Annotated in this window: 15 protein-coding genes and 1 pseudogene; 11 read left to right on the top strand and 5 right to left on the bottom strand. The window is 67.6% G+C overall.

The window, feature by feature from the left end; genetic code table 11:
* Window positions 1-29 precede the first annotated feature (29 nt).
* The 3 genes from ACWCQ1_RS47675 (at window position 30) to ACWCQ1_RS47665 (ending at window position 3,978) form a co-directional block, all read left to right on the top strand.
* Window positions 30-773 carry an SDR family oxidoreductase gene (locus tag ACWCQ1_RS47675; RefSeq protein WP_451029562.1) on the top strand — a complete coding sequence of 248 codons (744 nt, stop codon included), beginning with the start codon at window positions 30-32 and terminating at the stop codon, window positions 771-773.
* A 108-nt stretch (window positions 774-881) separates the two neighbouring features.
* The gene (locus tag ACWCQ1_RS47670) at window positions 882-1,844 is read left to right on the top strand and encodes an alpha/beta fold hydrolase (protein ID WP_451029561.1); all 963 of its coding nucleotides are present in this window, start codon (window positions 882-884) and stop codon (window positions 1,842-1,844) included.
* Between the two features lie 847 nt (window positions 1,845-2,691).
* Window positions 2,692-3,978 carry a DegT/DnrJ/EryC1/StrS aminotransferase family protein gene (locus ACWCQ1_RS47665; RefSeq protein ID WP_451029560.1) on the top strand — a complete coding sequence of 429 codons (1,287 nt, stop codon included), beginning with the start codon at window positions 2,692-2,694 and terminating at the stop codon, window positions 3,976-3,978.
* Window positions 3,979-4,060: 82 nt separating this feature from the next.
* On the opposite strand, the gene ACWCQ1_RS47660 is transcribed toward ACWCQ1_RS47665, so the two are convergent.
* Window positions 4,061-5,230, bottom strand: a complete 1,170-nt coding sequence (locus tag ACWCQ1_RS47660; RefSeq protein ID WP_451029571.1) for a cytochrome P450 family protein — start codon at window positions 5,228-5,230, stop codon at window positions 4,061-4,063.
* 373 nt (window positions 5,231-5,603) lie between these two features.
* On the opposite strand from ACWCQ1_RS47660, the gene ACWCQ1_RS47655 reads away from it, so the two are divergent.
* On the top strand, window positions 5,604-7,073 hold the full coding sequence (locus tag ACWCQ1_RS47655; RefSeq protein ID WP_451029559.1) for an NAD(P)/FAD-dependent oxidoreductase: 1,470 nt from the start codon (window positions 5,604-5,606) through the stop codon (window positions 7,071-7,073).
* Here the strand turns inward: ACWCQ1_RS47655 and ACWCQ1_RS47650 are convergent.
* Entirely contained in the window at window positions 7,028-8,104 is a 1,077-nt protein-coding gene (locus ACWCQ1_RS47650) for an aldo/keto reductase (RefSeq protein ID WP_451029558.1), read from the bottom strand. The two genes, ACWCQ1_RS47655 and ACWCQ1_RS47650, sit on opposite strands and share 46 nt — an antisense overlap.
* Window positions 8,105-8,436: 332 nt before the next feature.
* Between ACWCQ1_RS47650 and ACWCQ1_RS47645 the strand changes: the two genes are divergently transcribed.
* From ACWCQ1_RS47645 to ACWCQ1_RS47615, 7 genes are all read left to right on the top strand, one after another.
* Window positions 8,437-8,601 carry a hypothetical protein gene (locus tag ACWCQ1_RS47645; protein ID WP_167998616.1) on the top strand — a complete coding sequence of 55 codons (165 nt, stop codon included), beginning with the start codon at window positions 8,437-8,439 and terminating at the stop codon, window positions 8,599-8,601.
* A gap of 140 nt (window positions 8,602-8,741) precedes the next feature.
* The gene (locus ACWCQ1_RS47640; protein WP_451029557.1) at window positions 8,742-9,980 is read left to right on the top strand and encodes a tetratricopeptide repeat protein; all 1,239 of its coding nucleotides are present in this window, start codon (window positions 8,742-8,744) and stop codon (window positions 9,978-9,980) included.
* Window positions 9,977-11,326 carry an MATE family efflux transporter gene (locus tag ACWCQ1_RS47635; RefSeq protein WP_451029556.1) on the top strand — a complete coding sequence of 450 codons (1,350 nt, stop codon included), beginning with the start codon at window positions 9,977-9,979 and terminating at the stop codon, window positions 11,324-11,326. Before ACWCQ1_RS47640 ends, ACWCQ1_RS47635 begins: the two co-directional genes overlap by 4 nt.
* Entirely contained in the window at window positions 11,319-12,527 is a 1,209-nt protein-coding gene (locus tag ACWCQ1_RS47630; protein WP_451029555.1) for an outer membrane protein assembly factor BamB family protein, read from the top strand. Before ACWCQ1_RS47635 ends, ACWCQ1_RS47630 begins: the two co-directional genes overlap by 8 nt.
* Entirely contained in the window at window positions 12,518-14,305 is a 1,788-nt protein-coding gene (locus tag ACWCQ1_RS47625) for a M3 family metallopeptidase (protein WP_451029554.1), read from the top strand. Before ACWCQ1_RS47630 ends, ACWCQ1_RS47625 begins: the two co-directional genes overlap by 10 nt.
* Window positions 14,298-14,966, top strand: coding sequence for an O-methyltransferase (locus ACWCQ1_RS47620; protein WP_451029553.1), 669 nt, complete (start codon window positions 14,298-14,300; stop codon window positions 14,964-14,966). Before ACWCQ1_RS47625 ends, ACWCQ1_RS47620 begins: the two co-directional genes overlap by 8 nt.
* Before the next feature lie 3 nt (window positions 14,967-14,969).
* Window positions 14,970-15,722, top strand: coding sequence for an SDR family NAD(P)-dependent oxidoreductase (locus tag ACWCQ1_RS47615; RefSeq protein ID WP_451029552.1), 753 nt, complete (start codon window positions 14,970-14,972; stop codon window positions 15,720-15,722).
* Between the two features lie 76 nt (window positions 15,723-15,798).
* Here ACWCQ1_RS47615 and ACWCQ1_RS47610 read toward each other — a convergent pair.
* The 3 genes and pseudogenes from ACWCQ1_RS47610 to ACWCQ1_RS47600 all read right to left on the bottom strand — a co-directional run.
* A pseudogene (locus ACWCQ1_RS47610) lies at window positions 15,799-16,704 on the bottom strand (RNA-guided endonuclease InsQ/TnpB family protein); the annotation flags it as partial.
* A gap of 83 nt (window positions 16,705-16,787) precedes the next feature.
* Window positions 16,788-17,153: a hypothetical protein gene (locus ACWCQ1_RS47605; protein WP_451029551.1), complete on the bottom strand. Its 366-nt coding sequence runs from the start codon at window positions 17,151-17,153 to the stop codon at window positions 16,788-16,790.
* On the bottom strand, window positions 17,150-17,413 hold the full coding sequence (locus ACWCQ1_RS47600; protein WP_451029550.1) for a hypothetical protein: 264 nt from the start codon (window positions 17,411-17,413) through the stop codon (window positions 17,150-17,152). Before ACWCQ1_RS47600 ends, ACWCQ1_RS47605 begins: the two co-directional genes overlap by 4 nt.
* Window positions 17,414-17,586: the final 173 nt, after the last annotated feature.

Genomic DNA, 17,586 nt, shown 5'->3' with positions numbered 1-17,586 from the left:
TCCAGCCCACGGAAGCAAGGCATCACACCATGAGAACCACGGGAAACACCATCTTCATTGCAGGCGCCACGTCGGGCATCGGGCTCGGCCTGGCCCTGAGTCTCCACGCGGCAGGCAACAAGGTCATCGTCGGCGGACGCCGCGAGGAGCAACTGCGCCGGATCACCGCCGAGCACCCTGGCATCGAGGCCGTCGTGATCGACGTCACCGACTCCGCCTCGATCCAGGCGGCATCCGAAGCGGTCCAGACGCGCTTCCCCGACACGAACGTGTTGATCACCATGGCCGGGATCATGCAGCCGGAGGACTTCCACACCGCCGGTTTCCTCGGCACGGCCGAGGCCACGGTCGCCACCAACCTGCTCGGCCCGCTGCGCCTGATCGCCGCGTTCACAGAGTTTCTGGCCGCCAAGCCGGAAGCGACCCTGATGACCGTTTCATCGGGACTGGCCTTCGTACCGCTGCCGCTCACTCCCACTTACAGCGCCACGAAGGCGGCGATCCACTCGCTGACCTGCGCTGTCCGCATCCAGCTCGCGGACACCGGCATCCAGGTGATCGAGCTCGTGCCGCCCGCCGTACGCACCGCGCTCATGGGGCAGGAGAACGCGGAGAACGCCATGCCGCTGGAGGACTTCCTCTCCGAGGTCATGACCCTCCTGGAAACCCAGCCCGACGCGCACGAAGTCCTCGTCGAGAACGTGAAGTTCCTTCGCTTCGCCGAGGCGAACGGTAGCTACGACCAGGTGCTCGGCCTGCTCAGCAGCCACTGACATCCCTGCGGCGCGGACCGGACACATTGGCAGTCCCGCAAGCCGCAATCCCCGAACACTGATTCCCGGGTCAGCGCCGACCGACCCCGGCACAAGGAGCTGTCACCTATGAAGTACCTCGAAGCAGCCGACCGCGCGGAGACCTTCGTCCCGCACGCGTTTCCGGAGCATCTGGTCGACCTCGGCGAGATCCGGATGAACTACGTGGTGGCGGGCGAGCCCACCCGGCCGGCACTGTTGTTGATCCCCGCCCAGACCGAGTCCTGGTGGGGCTACGAGCGGGCCATCCCCCTCCTCGCCGAGCACTTCCAGGTGTACGCGGTCGACTTGCGCGGCCAGGGCCGCAGCACCTGGACACCAGGGCGCTACACGCTCGACAACTTCGGCAGCGACCTCGTCCGCTTCATCGATCTCGTCATCGGACGGGAGACCATCGTCAGCGGACTGTCCTCCGGCGGCACCATCGCCGCGTGGCTGTCCGCATTCGCCAAGCCCGGCCAGATCCGGGCCGCCGTCTACGAGGACGCACCCCTCTTCGCCTCGGAGACCAACCCGTCCATCGGCCAGTCGATCAGCCAGGGCATCGGCCCGATGTTCCGGCTGTGGAACAAGTGGCTCGGCGACCAGTGGTCGATCGGCGACTGGGCGGGCATGCAGAAGGCGCTACCGAAGGAACTTCCGGCATCGATGCTCAGGGCCCTGGCCGCCTTCGCACCCACCGACACCGGGGACACGCTGCAGGGCCCTCCGCAGGACCTCAAGGAGTACGACCCCGAGTGGGGACGGGCGTTTGCGTCGGGATCGGCCACCGCGTCATGTGACCACGAGAACATGCTCGCCCACGTCAAGGTTCCCGTCCTGTTCACGCATCACTTCCACCAGGTCGACGAAACAACCGGCACCCTCATGGGCGCCCTCTCCGACCTGCAGGTCCGCCGGGTCGAAGAACTCGTCACCGCCGCCGGCCAGCGGTTCACCTACCGGGCCTTTCCCGAGATGCCCCACTCGATGCACGGCCACGACCCAAAGACGTACGCGCGTACCGTCGTCGAATGGTCCACCACCCTGTGACCACCGGCCTAATCTGACGGTGCTGCACTGGGTGTACGCGACACCCGGGGACGTGGCTGCGGTGGCCGAGCCCTCGTGGGCCACGGACGTCTGCCTGCGGGGGAGGACGGCGCAGAGTGGGGCGAGGCGACGCATGTGCGGGCCACGATCGACCGGTTCCGCGCCACCCTGCAGGACCCCGACGGTCTCTGGACGGGCCGTGGCTAGGCCCGGCATCTCGGGAGGCCGATTTCGAAAGGGTCGGTGGGACGCTCACATCCCTCCGCGCGGTACGCGCCGGATCGGCCCCGGCAACAACACCCGCCTGCTCGGACTGATGACCGTGGGCGGGTCTTTCGCGTCGGGTCCGCTCTCGTGGAGTGCCTCCGGCGGGTCGTCGCCCTCGCCGGCGCCCGGCCCGACCTGGTGCGCGGGGATCACGTTCGGGCAGCGGGAGGCAACGGGTCCCGCGCCGTCGGTCTCGAAGTCGAGTTGACGGACGTTGACTTCTTCGACGCTTCCTTCGGCGCTGGCGCAGCGTGTTTCCCTGTGCCGCGGTTTACGAGGCACTGGCCGGCGCAAGCGAGGCGAGATGCAGACGGCCAGCTACGTGCTCGGCGAAGCGCTCTGTCGCTGCCGCGGACACCCCCTGGGCGTGGAGCATGATTGCAGCTCGGCCAGAGTGCACACCGCCACGTCGCTTTCCACCGCGAAGACACTGGGGTCCGAATGCCGCCGCCGTGGCGTACCAATCAGCCAATCTGCAGTCAGTGGCGGCCGCGACGTGGAGATGCGCCGGCCAAGTGGGAAGGATGAGTAGCCAAGGACTTGTCCGTCGAAGGCCGGTTGGGGAACGGAGGGGGATCCGATGACGCTGGCCATCCTCGGAGGAGAGCCCACGATCGGCGACCCGGGTGTCATCGGTAACCCGGTCGCCTTCACGGCGCAAGATCGGGACGCCGTGATCCAGTTCATGTACAGCAAGAGCGGACGGCTGTCCTTCTACGGACGCGAAGGCCTGTTGGGACGCTACGAGGACGAACTGGCCGCCTTCCACGGCGTGCGCTACGCCGTTCTCACCAACTCCGGGACCAGTGCCCTGTACTCGGCCTACTTCGGACTCGGGCTGGAGCCCGGCGACGAGGTCATCGCGTCGACGTACACATTCCTCGCGACCGTCACCCCACTGGTGAGCCTCGGAGTCGTTCCCGTCCTCGCTGATGTGGACCCGGAGACCGGCAACCTCGACCCGGACGACGTCCGCAAACGCATCACCGATGCCACCCGGGCCATCGTGGTCACCCACCAGTGGGGCCACCCGGCCGAGATGGACGAGATCATGCAGATCGCCCAGGACCACAGCCTGCGCGTCGTGGAGGACTCCTCGCTTGCGATCGGCGCCACGTACCGCGGCCGACGCGTCGGTTCCCTCGGTCATGTGGCGGCCTTCAGCCTGGGGTCGAGCAAACTGCTCAGCGGCGGCCAGGGCGGCGCGCTCGTCACCGACGACGACGAGATCATGGAAAGGGCCAACCTCGTCGGCCATTTCGCGCGCCGCAGCGAGGCCCAGGTCAGGTCAGAGAAGTACCTGCCGTTCGTGGAGACCGGATACGGGCACAATTTCCGGATGCACGCCCTGGGCGTCGCCATCTCCTACCGCAGGTTTCGCCGGATCGAGGACCTGATGGACCGACGCGCGCGGCGCTACAACGCCCTCACCCGGCAGTTGGAGTCCTCCCGCCTGCTGCGGCCCCCCGTCACCCGGTCGTATGTCACCCGTGGCTCGTGGCTCGGCTACACCGCAGGCTTCGACGCCGAGGCGGCTGGTGTGGACATCGACACCTATGCCAAGGCTCTCCAGGCAGAGGGACTGCTGGTCCTGCCCCGTGGGTACCACCCGCTGCTTCACCGCACCGCGCTCTTCACCCGCTATGAGGATGGCTACCGCAGGCAAGGTCCCTTCGCTCCCGGCAAACGTCTCTATGCCGAGGGCGACTTCCCCGCAGCCGAGGCGCACGTGGACGCTCAACTCGCCTTCCCGCATTTCCTCGACGAGGACGACTGGATCATCGACGCGTACGGCGAGGCCATCCGCAAGGTGGAGAACGAGATCGACGCGCTGATGGCGTGGCGCAAGCAGCAGGCCGCGGAGTGACGCGGGTCGTTGAGGCGACGCGAGTCGTCCCCTTGATCACGCACAGCGACCAGGTGCAGGGATCCCGTGCTCGCGCCCCCTCCTACCCCAGCACCACCGGCACCTTCTCCAGCCCCCGCACGGCACTGTGCCGCCAAGCCAGCGACTCGGGCGGGCAGGCGAGCCGCAGCCCGGGGAAGCGTCGTAGTAGGGACTCCAGGGCGATGCGGGCCTCGAGCCGGGCGAGTGCCGCGCCCAGGCAGAAGTGTGCCCCGTGCCCGAAGCTCAGCATCGCCTGCGCGTCCGGCCTGGTGATGTCGAGGGAGTCGCCGGCCTCCACCTGGGCTGTGTCACGGTTGGCGGATGCGATGCAGGCCAGCACCACACCCCCGGCCGGTATGTCGGCCCCGGCGAGCGTCAGGTCCTCGGTGGCGTAGCGGGGCATCGCCATCTCCACCGGGCTGGCGAAGCGCAGGAGTTCCTCGATCGCGCTCGGAAGCAGGTCCGGGGTCTCACGCAGCAGACTCAACTGGTCGGCATGGCGGAATAGAGCCGCCATTGCGTTCCCGACCAGGTTCACGGTCGTTTCGTGCCCGGCCATCAGCAACAGGGCAAGGGTGCCTTGCAGTTCCTGGTCCGAGAGCTGGTCGCCTTCATCCATCGCGGCGATCAGCGCGCCGGTCAGCGTGGGCTGTTCATCGGGCGCGAGCCGCGGAGATGTTCTGCCACGCCACTCGTCGATCAGTTGGGCGAGGTAGTTCTTCATGGCGAGCGTGCCCCGGCGCAGGACCGCTTTCGACTCCTCGTCGATCGGTGGAATCATCGTCTCCCGCGTCCAGCGCCGGAAATCGGCGCTGTCCTCGGCCGGGACACCGAGCAGTTCGCAGGTGACGGTGAGCGACAGCGGCGCCGCGAAGGACTCCAGCAGGTCGACCTCTGCGCACCGTGCCATGTCCTCCAGCAAGTCGTCGGCGATGGCCTGGATGCGCGGTCGCAGACCTTCGACCCGGCGGCGGGTGAAGGCCTGGGAGACGAGGCGGCGTATTCGTGTGTGATCCGGTGGATCGCTGGCCAGCAGATTGACGCCGAGCACACCGCCGCCGGTGAGTTCCTGGTCCCGCATCCATTGCGGCGCGTGGTGCGGGTTTCTGGAAAGGCGGGGATCAAGAAGCACCGACCGCGTGGCTTCGTAACTGGTGACGAGCCAGGTGTCGTGTCCGTAGCGATTGACCTTCCGGTGAATCGGACCTTGTTCGCGGAGTCGTGCATACATCAGATACGGGTCGGGAATGTGAGCAGCCATTAGTCGGACCCCCGGGCAACCCTGGTGTTCAGCGGTGCCGGATCACCCTATATCAGACCTGTGGGGGGAGAGTAGTGCGTCCGCAGGCCCTTGAGCCGCGGTGCAGAGAGGGCGACGATCCCTTGATTGGCTGATCTCTTGCGGTAGGCCCTTCTTCCGCCCGGACGGATATCGAGGGGCTGTGGACCGACGGGCGGGTGGGCGAGTACCGTTCCCGAGCGATCATTCTTTTGCCCGTATTCCACCGGGTGGACATGCTGTCCGGTTTTCGACGCCAACTCCCATGACAATTCCTGGCCGGAATCCGGCCTGACAGGCATTCAGGCGGTCTGCTATGGCGAGCGTGGAGTATTACGACACTCTGATCATCGGTAATGGCGCGCTGGGCCTCTTCCTGGCGGAGGAGCTGATCATGCGGGGATCGGGAACGATCGCCGTCGTGGGCCCGCGCGGCCGCGAGACGGGCGCGAGTCAGGCGGCCGGTGCCATGCTCGGCTGCTTCGGTGAAGTAACCACGGAAACGCTGCGCACCGAGCCAGCCAGGATCAAGTTCGAGATGAGCCGGGCCGCGCACCGGTTGTGGCCGCAGGTGCTGCGTCGCCTGGAGTCCGACGCCCCGGCCGGGCAGCAACCGCTGACGGTGGCTGAGAGCACCCACGTCGTCCTCAACACGTGCGGTTCCTACCTCGATTCGGTGAACTACGCGGCGACGGGCGACGCGCTGACCGCGTACGGCGAGGACGTCCGCGAGGTCGACCCGGGGGAGATCGTCGGCTACCACCCGCGCGCCGACCAGCGGGCACTGCGCGCCCTGCACCTGCCCGGGGAGGGCGCCGTCGACGCGCGGCGGCTTCTGGCCGCCCTGGAAGGGCGGCTCAAGGGAGCCGGAGTGGCCCTGGTTGACGAGAACGCCGAGGCACTGGTCGCGGTGGACGACCGGGTCTGCGGCGTCCGGCTGGCGAACGGAGTCCGCGTAGAGGCGGAGACCGTGGTGGTGGCGGGCGGCGCCCGCGGCGCGTCCCTGCTGCAGACCGCGCTCACGCCGTCGCAGCTCATCCCCCTTTTCGCGGGGCGCGGATTCGCCCTGGTCGCCCGGCGCGCGTCCGGCACGCCCTTCGAGAGCGTGGTCCGAACGCCCAACCGGGCCTTCGCCTGCGGGTTGCACGTCGTACCGCTCGGCGGCGGCAGGGAGTACCTGGGCGCCACCAACAGTGTCGCGAAGGAACCGCTGACCAGCGTGCCCATGACCGATGTGCACTTCCTGACGCAGTGCGCGATGCAGCAGCTCGACGAGGAGGTGACGCATCACGAGGTTGAGCAGTGGCTGGTGGGAAACCGGCCGGTCACCCTCGACGGCTTCCCGCTGATCGGCTGGTCCGCGCTGCCCGGGCTGTACCTGCTGACCGGCACCTACCGGGACGGACTCCACTGCGCACCGCTGCTCGCGGCGAACGCCGCCAACGAATTGCAGGGCAAGGAGCGTCTGATCGACGACCTGTTCACGCCAGTACGCCGGCTCATCCAGACCCGGACGGTGGAACACTCCATCGAGGAGTACGTGCAGCACTGCCTGGCCGGATGGTTCGAGTCGCAGGCAGCGCCCCATGGCTCGACCAGTTGGCTGGCCACCATCTACCGACGGCAGGCCACGGCTTTCTACGACTGGCTGGGCATCGACTACGGCCTGGGCCCCGACCTGGTCGCCTACGCCCTGGGCAGTCCGCACAACGCCCAGGAGATCCGGCGCAGCCTGCGGACCCACCACGATCAGGGCGCGCCCGAACCGGTCGGCTCCGCCCCTTCCGGGGACTGATCGGCGTGAACGCTCTCCTGGTACGCCGCCTCCAAAAAGGTGTACGGGTAGGGGACGGGCCGCGCGCTTGCCGCATCGAGCCGGGCGACCATCTCGGCCGGCAACTCCATGTCCAGTGCCGCGGCGTTCTCGAGGAGTTGCTTCGGCGACGAGACCCCGAGAGCCACGGAGGTGACCGCGGGTTTGTGCAGCAGCCAGGCCAGTGCGACCTGTGCGGCGCTGCACCCGAGCTCCCTTGAGATGCCGCCGAGGCAGTCGAGCACTTGGGTGACCACCTGCTGGAACGGGTCGATGTCTCCCGTCGTGAACGCGTCTGTCAGCCTGCCCCGCCCGTGGATCTCACGCCGTTTCGGATCCACCCGGTAGTGGCCGGCCAGGAGGCCGTTGGCCAAGGGGCCCCAGCTCACGAGGGACGGCCCGTTGCGGAGGAGGGGCGTCATCTCGTGCTCCACGGACCGCTCGAGGAGGTTGTAGTTCATCTGGACCGCGGCCGGTGCCGGCAGCCCCCGCCACTGGGACATCACCTGGACCTGCCCGAGGTACCAGCCGGGCACGTTGCTGAGGCCGAAGTACCGGATCCGGCCGGCGGAGATCAGGTCCCCGGCCGCGGCCAGCGTCTCCTCGGGCGGTGTCACGCCGTCCCACAGGTGCAGGTAGTACAGGTCGATGTAGTCCGTGCCCAGCCTCTGGAGCGACTGTTCCACCGCGGTGAACATCGCGCTGCGGCTGCATCCTCCGCTGTTGGCGTTGCGCGGATCCGTCCGGTAGCCGAATTTGGAGGCGACGACCACGGTGTCCCGTACCGACCGGCGTCGAAGGGCTCTGCCCAGCCATGTCTCGCTTTCCCCGCCGTTGTATACGTTTGCCGTGTCGAAGAAGTTAATGCCGAGGTCGAGGGCGCTCCCGATCAGGGAATCCGCGTCCCCTTCGGGCATTGTCCACCGGGCCCCCCAGCGAGAGCCCATAGTGGCTGTCCCCAGACACAGGCGCGAGACTTTCAGTCCGGTTGTCCCCAAACAGCGATATCTCATCTTCCAGCCCGGTCCTCGAAGATCGGTGTACGACTGATTCGGCGGGATGGCAGAGCCTACCCCTTCACCAGACACCGAATCCGATGCCGTGCCTCCTGCGACGAATCGGTCAACCGAAGCTGGTAGCTGTCAGCCACCACCCGCCGCGACCGCTTTCAAAAAGTGCAGCTCAGGAATCATTCCGCAAGATCAGAGAAACGGAATCAGCCATTACTCCCAGGAGTGTTCATGGCTCATTGCGTCCCTTGACCGACGGCTGCGAAAGTCGAGAAGGTGCTGATACTCAGCCGATTCAGCTGGGTATGTCTGCCCCTTTGAAGGAGGGATTGACAATGGAGAGCTACCCGTTCGAGAAGAAGCCCGCCTTCTTTCCCGTTGTGACGTCGGAACTCTTCTTCGACGCCGACGCCCTGGCGAATGACCTGTTCGAGGGCGCCGACCGCGACGGCGAAGTACTGGAGGGTATCGACACGGAGCTCGACGAGCTCCTCGCCTGATCACCTTATGCACAGCGGCGGTTGGCACGACGTGACCCCGGTGCCACCGGCTCCCCGCGTAGGTGCCAGCCGCCCACCCGCCGAAAGCCTCTCGTGCCAGCTCGCGGCCGCCCGGAGTGGACTGTGGAAGGAGCTTCGTCATGACTGAGCCCGTGTTCCGCCGAAACTCCTTTCAAGAAACGCTGATCCGGCTCGAGTACACCTCCGCTCCGGACCGGCCCGTGGACCTCTTCTCCCAGGCCTGCGTGGAGCACTACCGCGAGCTGCGTACGGATCGCTACGGATACTCCTTCACCCAGGTCTTCGAGCCTGGTGTGCTCCGGGAAGCCGCCCTGCTGGACGGGCGCCGCTACGAACCGCTGGCCGATTTGAGTGACCAGCCCGGACCTGCCGTGGTGCGGCTGGCCGAGCTGGTGGACAACGCATCCGACCTCTCGGTTATCGGCCTGGTCAATGTGGCGTCAGCCCTCATCACGATCTCCCGCTTCGATCCCGCCTCGCGCCTCTTGCGGCTCGCCGAAGCCCGGGCGGTCACCCCGCGCGACCGGCTGGAAACCGCCATGCTCGACTTCATGGTGGCGAACCGTTGCGACGACGGCGTTGGCTCGCCCGCGGCGTTCAGCCGGATGCGTGAGGCGATCGAGGCTGGCACGGTGCCCCGGGAACGCGTCATCGACGTCTGCGCGCAGGCCGTGGTCTGGTACCTAAAGCGCAAGGAGCTGAGGGAAGCGGACTTCCGTTGGTACGTCCGCACCGGATGTGCGCTCACCAAGGACCCGGGGCGCATCGATCCGACGACGATCTCTGCGTGGAACCGAGCCCTCGCCATGATCCCGGCCGGAAAGGGGCAGGCGGTTTCGACCCGGCGCTACATGGAGCGCACCAGGGAGGCAGCACAGGAGGCAATCAGCCGCCGCTCGCGGCCGTACGAGCTGAACTTCCTGAAGACGTACTACGAGTCCACGCTCAAGGAACACCTCTACGTTACGCGTGACTTCGACAAGGCCAGGCACGCCGGGGAGTCGCTCATCGCGCTCGATTCCGCATGGTCGCCCAGCTACGCCGAATTGGCGGAGGTTCATCAGCGAGCCGGTGACAAACGTCGGGCCGCTGAGCTCTATGAAGAGGCGGCCGCGATGGGGCCTCCGTACGTCGGCCACCATCTGCTGCGTGCCACGCGCTGCTGGGAGGAGCTGGGCGAGTACGAGCGGGCTGTCGACCATTACCTGACGCTCTGCCGACTCGCGCCTGGTAACGAGCCGCTGCTGAGGTCCGGTTTCCGGGCCGCACAAAACGCCTCCAGTCCGGCACGGGACCGATTCGAGCGGATGCTGGCGCAGACGGCGGGCCTCACGGGCACCGGCGAGCGGCGCCAGTGAGGGAGCACACCCGCCTCACCGTCTCCAACTACGCCGGATTCGCCGGGGTGATGCTCGCAGTCGGCCTGGTGACCACCGGATTCGGGATGGTCGACCTGCTGATGGTCGCACCCAAGGGAGTCAACCATGTCGCTGCCGTAGGCCAGGGAAGCGTTCTCCTCATGGGCGTCTCGGCCTTCTTCCTCGGGGTGATCGATGCGTTCGCCGGGAGGCTCGCCATCGCCGAAGGAGAGGGCACGACGGCACGACGTCTGCCCTCGCTCGCGGCAGCCCTGCTGGTGACGCTGGCACTGTGCCAACTGGCCGCGCTGCTCCTCACCGCGGTGACGGAGCCCGTGCTGAGCCTGCTCCGGCAGGATCGGGACCTCGTCCCACTGCTGGGTGACTACATGCGGGTGCGGCTGTACGGCGTTGGAGTGGTCATGCTCTACGCCGCTTTCAACGAGGCCCTCAAGACCTGCGGTGCCAAGAACCGCTCTCTCGCGACGCTCGTTCTCGGGTTCGGTGTCAACGCGCTGTTCAACTGGGTGTTCCTCGAAACCGGGTGGGCACGGTTCTTCGCCTCTCCAGAGAGCGCCGTGGCGACCGCGACCGTGATCGCCAACACCGTAATGGCCGCGACGGCCGCATGGATGTTCGCCGCTCACATGAGGACACGCGGCGAGCGCTTCTATGGGCCGAAGCGAGCCGCCGTCCTGCGGGAACTGCGCTCCACCTCTGTGGCCGGGGCGGGTGTCGGCGCCCGCCATGTCAACGACTACGTGGGATCCATCGTCCCCATGACATTCATCGGCACCATGGGGGTCAAGACGCTGGCTGCCAGCGTCATCGCCGCCAACATCTACACCGTCTTCTGCCGCGTGCCGCAAGCGTGCGTCCAGGCCACCTTCGTCTACTACGGCTACGCGGTCGGCCAGAAGGGAGCCGACCGGGTGAGAACGGTACGCACCCTGCTGAGCTACACCGCCGTACCGACGGCCGTGGCCGCGCTGCTCGTCGTCATAAGCTCACCCTGGCTGGTCGCGGCGTTCGCCGGCCCCGGTCTCGACCGCTCGCTGGCGGTCGTCCTGCTGCTGGCCTATCTGCTCTACCTGCCGGCCTACATCTTCGACCAGTCCCTGTCCACGCTCCTGGTCGTCCACCAGCGCGGTGCCGTCCTGTTCGTCGCCTCGACCCTGGCCACCTATCTGCTGACGATCCCGCTGTCGTGGTACGCCGTCTTCCTGCTCGACTCGGCATTCCTCGCCGTCGCCTCCAACGGAGTGGCGACGGCCGTCCAAGCAGCTGTCTTCTGGCGCATGCTCCGCCGAGAGGTCCACGTGGGAACGGAGGTCCGCGTTGCGTGAGCCGCCCAGGGGGTCGGCGTTCCGTCACGACCCCGCCAAGAACGTGCTCGTCCTGCCGGGAAAGCCCGAACGGGGCAGCCGTTGGGACCGCGAGCCGATGGTCTGCGGACACCGGCGTCTGACCTACGACAACGAACGGCTCGGCCGGACCGTCCCGGTGCCGGTCAGTGCCAGCCCGGCTGTGGTCACCGGCGCTGGCACTATCGTCGCCGGTTACGACGGATACGTCCGCTTTCTCGACCGCACGCTGAGCAAGGTGTACTGGAAACGCCGGATGGACAGCCCGGTGTACGCCTCCCTGGTGCTTGACGCACCTCGCCGGCGGGTGGTGGTGGCCGCTACGAGCGGGCTGGTCGCGTGCTTCGACCTGAAGGGCGCGCTGGTGTGGTCCGCCGAGGCCGGGACGCCGGTGTACGCGACCCCCACCGTACTTCCCGCAGCGGACGTCCTGGTCATCGCAGCATTCCACAGCCGCTGCCTCGGCCTGGACCTGGACACCGGCAAGCAGGTGTTCGAGCGGAGCCTGCCCCGCCCCTGGCATGCCCGCCACGAGGGCACCGCCGCACACCGTGACCCGTACGCCAGCCCCGTCACCACCGAGAGGGACACCGCGGTCCTGTGCTGCGCCGAACACGTCCTGGCTCTCGCGCCCGACGGCACCGAGCTGTGGCGGCAGGAGACCGGCCACGCGATCAAGGCATCCCCGGCCGCACTGCACACGACGGGCGAGGTCGCGGTCTGCCCCGTGAACGGGCAGTGCCTCTTCCTCGACAGCAGCACGGGCTGGCTGCGGGGCGAGGTGTTCCTCGACGCCAAGATCACAGGCAGCCCGGCCGTCTCGGGCGGCATCCTCGCGGTCGGCACGCGGCGCGACACGGTCGCCGGGATCGACATCCACAGTCACGACGTCGTCTGGACCTCACCCCAGGGCGCACCCCGCGAGTACAGCTCGCTCACCGTTCTGCCCGACGGCGACTTCATCGCCACGGCCCGGCACGGGAACATCGTCTGCCTCGGCAGGCAGGACGGCCGGTTCCGCTGGGAGAGCAGTCAGGTGCTGGGGCTCGCCGACCACGAACCCGCGCTGGACATCACACCGGTGACCGGTCCCGACGGCAGCATGTACTGCGGCTCCTACAACGGTGACCTCTACCACTTCAGGTTCCAGCACCTCGACGAGGAGGCCCCGCCATGCCCGTAGACACCCTCACCGCCCCGGACAGGGCCAGCGTCACCGCCATGGACGAGTCGTTACACGGGATGATGGTCCGGCTGCGGGCCATTCTCACCGAACCGGCCCTGACACAGGACCTCCTGGTGGAGATCGTCTCCATCTACAACAACGTGGCGTACGTCTTCCTGTACCTGGAGGCCAACGAGCGGCACGTCAACTACGACCGCCTCCTCCCCTGGCGGGACCGCTTTTACCACGCCCCCGAGATCGACGAGCGGCTGATCACCTTGCTCGAACAGCTGCGCTGTGCCGATCTCGAGGCGGAGGACTCCCGCCGCCGCCTGCTGGAGCAGCTGCGGCACAAAACCCAGGCGCCGGACCCGGACGGCGAGGAACGGATGGCACAGCTGCTGGGCGAGGCGAAGGGCATCCTCCACACGATCCAGCAGGACCAGCTCGCCCTGCTGAAGCGCCTTGGAGTAAACGTCGCAAACGCCGGCCCAGCCGCCGTCTTCTACCGCCTGACCAGCGACACGACCGACACCCGCCGGCGCGCCAAACTGGTCCGGGCATGGCGGAAGATGCGCGACCGCCACCAGGACGCCCTGGTCGCCGCCGTCGACGGGATGATCGCCGAGCAACGGGGCCAGAGTCTGGCTGCCGGATACGAGACCACCCTCGACCACACCCTGCGCAAGTGTGGTGTCCCGCAGGCCACCGTCGCCGGCTTCCTCGACCGCTATCTCGAGCAGGCGCTGCGCGGTTACGACACCCTGGCGGCGCGTGTCCAGCAGGTGACCGGTGCCACCGAAACCCCCATGGACCACTTCGGTGCCTTCATGCGCATGGTGTCCGGCACCGCACCCCTGCCTCAGTTCCCGCTGAGCGCATGCCTGGACTTTGTCTTCGCGGTGGCCCGCACCACCTTCGGTCTGGACGTCCGCCCCGTCTCCGGCACGCATGACCACGTACTGACCTGCGCGGTACGCTCCGGCGACGAGGAGATCGGCCACGTCCACTTCGACCTGTGGGACACCGACCACAAAACGTTCAAAGCGAACACGACCACCGGCATCCGCAACCGCACCGACTGGAGCGGACTGGTCCAGCGGCCCGTCGCCTACGTCTCGTGCCGCTTCCGGCGCGGCCCGGACGGCGTCCGTCACATCACCTTCCAGAACGTGCACAGCCTCTTCCACGAGTTCGGCCACGCCGTCAACCACCTGCTGATCCGCAAACGGATCCCCAACCAGTCCGGGCTGGAGTACCTCCCGTTGGAGCGGCTGGAGAACCTGAGCATGTGGTTCGAGCGGTGGGTGTTCCACCCGGAGTTCGGCCGTCACCTCCCCATCTCCGCCCAGGACCGGGCCGGGCTGGCCCAGTGCCAGCGCATCAAGAAGCTGGAGTACCAGGGCACGTACGTGGACCGGGCGGTCACCGCCGCGCTGGACTTCGAGATCCACCGCCGTCCGCAGGGCGGGATCCTCGAGGCGTTCCACCGCCTCGACGAGCGCTTCGGCATCTCCCGCCACTGCTCCGTCGGGGACTTCCTCACCTACTTCACCTGGCCGATGCTGCGCGCCAACCCCGGTGCCTACTTCACCTACCTCTGGGGAGCCGCCCAGAGCGCTGAGATGTTCGCTCCCTACCAACGCCTCTCCCTGGAGGAGATCCCCGCCCACCCCCAGCTACGGAACCGCTTCACCGCCTGTTTCGACTACGACACACCCAGCCAAGAGCCCAACTGCACGGCGGCGTTCGCCTTCTACGACGACGACAGCGACCAGGAGGTGGGCGTTGCCTGAGACGAACGCCCCTGACCGCGACGGTTTTCCCACCCACTACGTGCGGGCCGTCCTCGGCAACCGCGAGCCGGTCCTGGAGGAGATCCTGCGCCATGCTGTTCTGGACCAGGCAATGCCGGCGATCCAGGTCGACGACAACGCCGCACGCATACTGCAGATGCTCACCACGCTGAGGAGTCCGCGGCACGTCATCGAGATCGGCACCCTCTTCGGCTTCTCCACGATCCATCTCGCGCGCGGCCTGCCCGAGGGCGGACGAGTGACCACCCTCGAGATCAACTCCCGGGCCGCCGACCTGGCCCGCGCCAACCTTGAGAAGGCAGGAGTTGCCGACCGGGTGGAGGTCATCGTGGGCGACGCGGTGGACTACCTGTCGACGGTGCCCCCCGAGTCGGTCGGCATGCTCTTCATCGACGGCGACAAGAAGTCATACCCCCGCTACCTCGCCGCCGGCTACCCGCTGCTCGAGCCCGGCGGGCTGCTCGTCGCCGACGACGCCTTCGCCCTGGGCGACTTCAGCAGCGAGTCGGCCGACGGCGGCGACGGCACGCAGGAGCTGAAGGCCATCCACACCTACAACCGCGCTGTGGGACGGAGCCCACGGCTGTTCTCCGCGTTCATCGGGACCAGGAACGGTCTCCTCGTCAGCTGCAAGAGGTGAGGGATGGAGAAGAAGCGAGCGCTCGTCCTCGGAGCCAGCCAGAACCTGGGCGCGCATCTCGCCAGCCGTATGGCGGCGGAGGGCTGGGCTGTGACGGCAGTGGGTCGACGGCCCGCCGGTGAGACGGACCTCCCCGCCGACCTGGAATACATCCAGGCCGATCTCTCCCTCCCGGAAACACTGGAATGGCTTCCGGAGAAGATCGGCGACGCCCCAGAGGCGGTCGTGTACAACGCGGTCCGCTACCCCGACCAGAAGACGGGCACGCCCTCACTACGAGAGCTGGAAAGCGTCTTCCGCGTCAACGCGCTCGTGCCCTACCGCCTGTTGCTCGACCTGCTGCTCGCACCACGCGACCGCTTCTGCTCGGTCGTCGTCGTCAACTCCGACGCGATCTACCACGCCCGCGAGCAGTCCGGCGTCTACTCCGCCAGCAAGGCAGCGCTGCGGGTGCTCACCGGCACGCTGGCCTCCACCGCGCGCGGCCACAACGGCAGCGTCTCCACCCTGCTGCTGGGGCCCCTAGCCGACCGGGAGAAGGTACGAGGCCTCCAACGGGTCGCCGAGCAGCGCGGGACCACCGAGAAGGAGGTCACCCGACTGTTCCTGCGCCGGTCCAACACCAACCTCGTGATCGACGAACTCATCGACTTCGAGTCGTGCTTCCAGAGCCTGAAGTACATGATCGGCCTCGGCCCGGTCGCCAACGGCATGATGTGCCGACTGGACGGCGGATCGGCGGGGGGACTGGTCTGAAACGGTCCGGAAGTGAGCTCCACCCTACTTGAAGTTCTCCCCTTCCTTCGCTTGCGCTTAGGAAGGGGATTCCCGCCTACATTGCTGCGGCAGGTTTGACGGTTTTACCCGCCCTGCGACCGCGCCTCCCGGCGGCCGGGACCTCCGCGATGGCGTGGCCGGTCCGGTACAGGTGCAAGACGTTGCGGGCCGCGTTCCAGTCGGCGTTCGCCGTCCAGCCGCACTCGGGGTTCTTGCAGGCGAACAGTTCCTGGCTCTCTCGGCTGCCAGGGGTGGTGCATCCGCAGGCCGAGCACCGCTGGGAGGTGGGCGGGGCGGGAACCTTGACGAGCCGGCCGCCGTAGCGGGCGCTCTCGTACGTCAGCATCGTCACGGTCCGCCCCCCACGCCTCCTGGGCGATGGCACGGTTGAGCCCGGCCTTCGCCCCGGCCCCGTTGCGCCAGAACACGCCTGGCTGCTCAGGGTCGGGCTTGGGGCTGGGCTCTTGGTCATGCCGAGGATGGTGAGCTGTTCGACCACCAGCACGCCGTACGTGCCGGCGAGATAGGTGGTGGCCTGGTGCTGCCAGTTGAGGGCTCGTCGCGTGGCTTTTGCTCGGAGCTGCTTGATCTGGTCATAGAGGTCTGCAAGCGGCGGGAGGTCTTCTCCCCTTTCTTGCGGTGTGCCGCCTGACGCTCCAGCTTCAGGAGCTTGGCCTTTTCCTTCGGGGTCAGCCACTTGTCGCGGTCGGCGGTGCCGTCCGGGAGACGGGGCGCACGCCCGTGGTCCTGGTGGTCCTTGTTGGACAAGGCCAGGGGGATGGTGACTCCGGCGTCGATGCCGGCCTCCGGCCCCTGGTGGGGGGCGGGGGCGGCTTCGAGGGTCTGGATGCGGAAGGCGATGTGCCAGCCCAGAGCGTCCTTGACCAGACGCGCACCGGTGATCCGATTTCTCCTGGTTCGCCCTCTTCCCTACCGGGAGATCCTTGGTCCACTCGCCGCGAGCACACACGGCCGGTCCGTGCGCTGCCGTGGGCAGCTTGATCGTGCTCCAGACCGACACGCACCGCAGGAGAGCCTGCTCGATCAGCTCGTCCAGGTCTTGATCTGAGCGGCGACATCTCGCACTGGCAGGCCATCCCGGGCCGCGCGAGCCAAGGGGAGAACCGTGTCCAGCCCGGGGCTCACCGGAAGGCCGCACGCCGAAAGGTAGGCGGCGGTCACCGTGGCCGCGAAAAGAAGATTGCGTGCCTCCAAACTCGGGTTCCTCGCCAGTTCACACAGCAGTGCGGCAGCCTTGTGGTGGGGCTCGGGATAGACCGGGCGGTCGAGGATCTCCGCCCGGTGACGTGCTTCCGCTGCGACCGGCACGCCATAGTCGACGACCTGGGGATCTCCCGGGATCTGCTGCGCTACTGCCAGGATCCAAGCGAGATCGATCCGGAGATTCACGCGGCGTCCCTCGGCGCACTGTGCGCCGGCCCATCCGCCAGACCCGGGTACCGGTCCTCACCGACCTCCGCCTCGAAAGTGTCCGCGTACCCAGCCAGGAATGCCGCAGCGCCGGCCATGAAGGCGGCGCGTGACTGGTTCACATCGGCCTCGATCAGGTCGGCCACATACCCCTGGAGGCTCAAGCCGCGGCGTGCAGCCCGATCCTCGGCGGCCGCCCTCACATCGTCGTTCAGTCGGATATTCGTCTGCTTTGCCATACCCACCACGATAGCTAGCCACTGATACCGATGGCTAGCAGACGGCTGAACAAGGGACGGCACAGATCGCCAACCAGGTCTTTGGAGGGGTACGCGCGGTAGCGCCGGGGCCCGAAGCCCAAGCGCTTCACCCGCTCCATCGCCGTCGCCGGAACCGGCGGCGCCGCTCTCGC

The organism is Streptomyces sp. NPDC002144 (genome assembly GCF_053593695.1).
Note: the sequence above shows the minus strand (reverse complement) of the source record. Positions and strands in the feature narration are given on the sequence as shown.

What these genes read in the sequence shown, in the direction of transcription:
- ACWCQ1_RS47675 (WP_451029562.1), top strand. Translation starts at nt 30, where the DNA reads ATGAGAACCACGGGAAACACCATCTTCATTGCAGGCGCCACGTCGGGC.
- ACWCQ1_RS47670 (WP_451029561.1), top strand. Translation starts at nt 882, where the DNA reads ATGAAGTACCTCGAAGCAGCCGACCGCGCGGAGACCTTCGTCCCGCAC.
- ACWCQ1_RS47665 (WP_451029560.1), top strand. Translation starts at nt 2,692, where the DNA reads ATGACGCTGGCCATCCTCGGAGGAGAGCCCACGATCGGCGACCCGGGT.
- ACWCQ1_RS47660 (WP_451029571.1), bottom strand. Translation starts at nt 5,230, where the DNA reads ATGTATGCACGACTCCGCGAACAAGGTCCGATTCACCGGAAGGTCAAT.
- ACWCQ1_RS47650 (WP_451029558.1), bottom strand. Translation starts at nt 8,104, where the DNA reads ATGAGATATCGCTGTTTGGGGACAACCGGACTGAAAGTCTCGCGCCTG.
- ACWCQ1_RS47645 (WP_167998616.1), top strand. Translation starts at nt 8,437, where the DNA reads ATGGAGAGCTACCCGTTCGAGAAGAAGCCCGCCTTCTTTCCCGTTGTG.
- ACWCQ1_RS47640 (WP_451029557.1), top strand. Translation starts at nt 8,742, where the DNA reads ATGACTGAGCCCGTGTTCCGCCGAAACTCCTTTCAAGAAACGCTGATC.
- ACWCQ1_RS47625 (WP_451029554.1), top strand. Translation starts at nt 12,518, where the DNA reads ATGCCCGTAGACACCCTCACCGCCCCGGACAGGGCCAGCGTCACCGCC.
- ACWCQ1_RS47615 (WP_451029552.1), top strand. Translation starts at nt 14,970, where the DNA reads ATGGAGAAGAAGCGAGCGCTCGTCCTCGGAGCCAGCCAGAACCTGGGC.
- ACWCQ1_RS47600 (WP_451029550.1), bottom strand. Translation starts at nt 17,413, where the DNA reads ATGGCAAAGCAGACGAATATCCGACTGAACGACGATGTGAGGGCGGCC.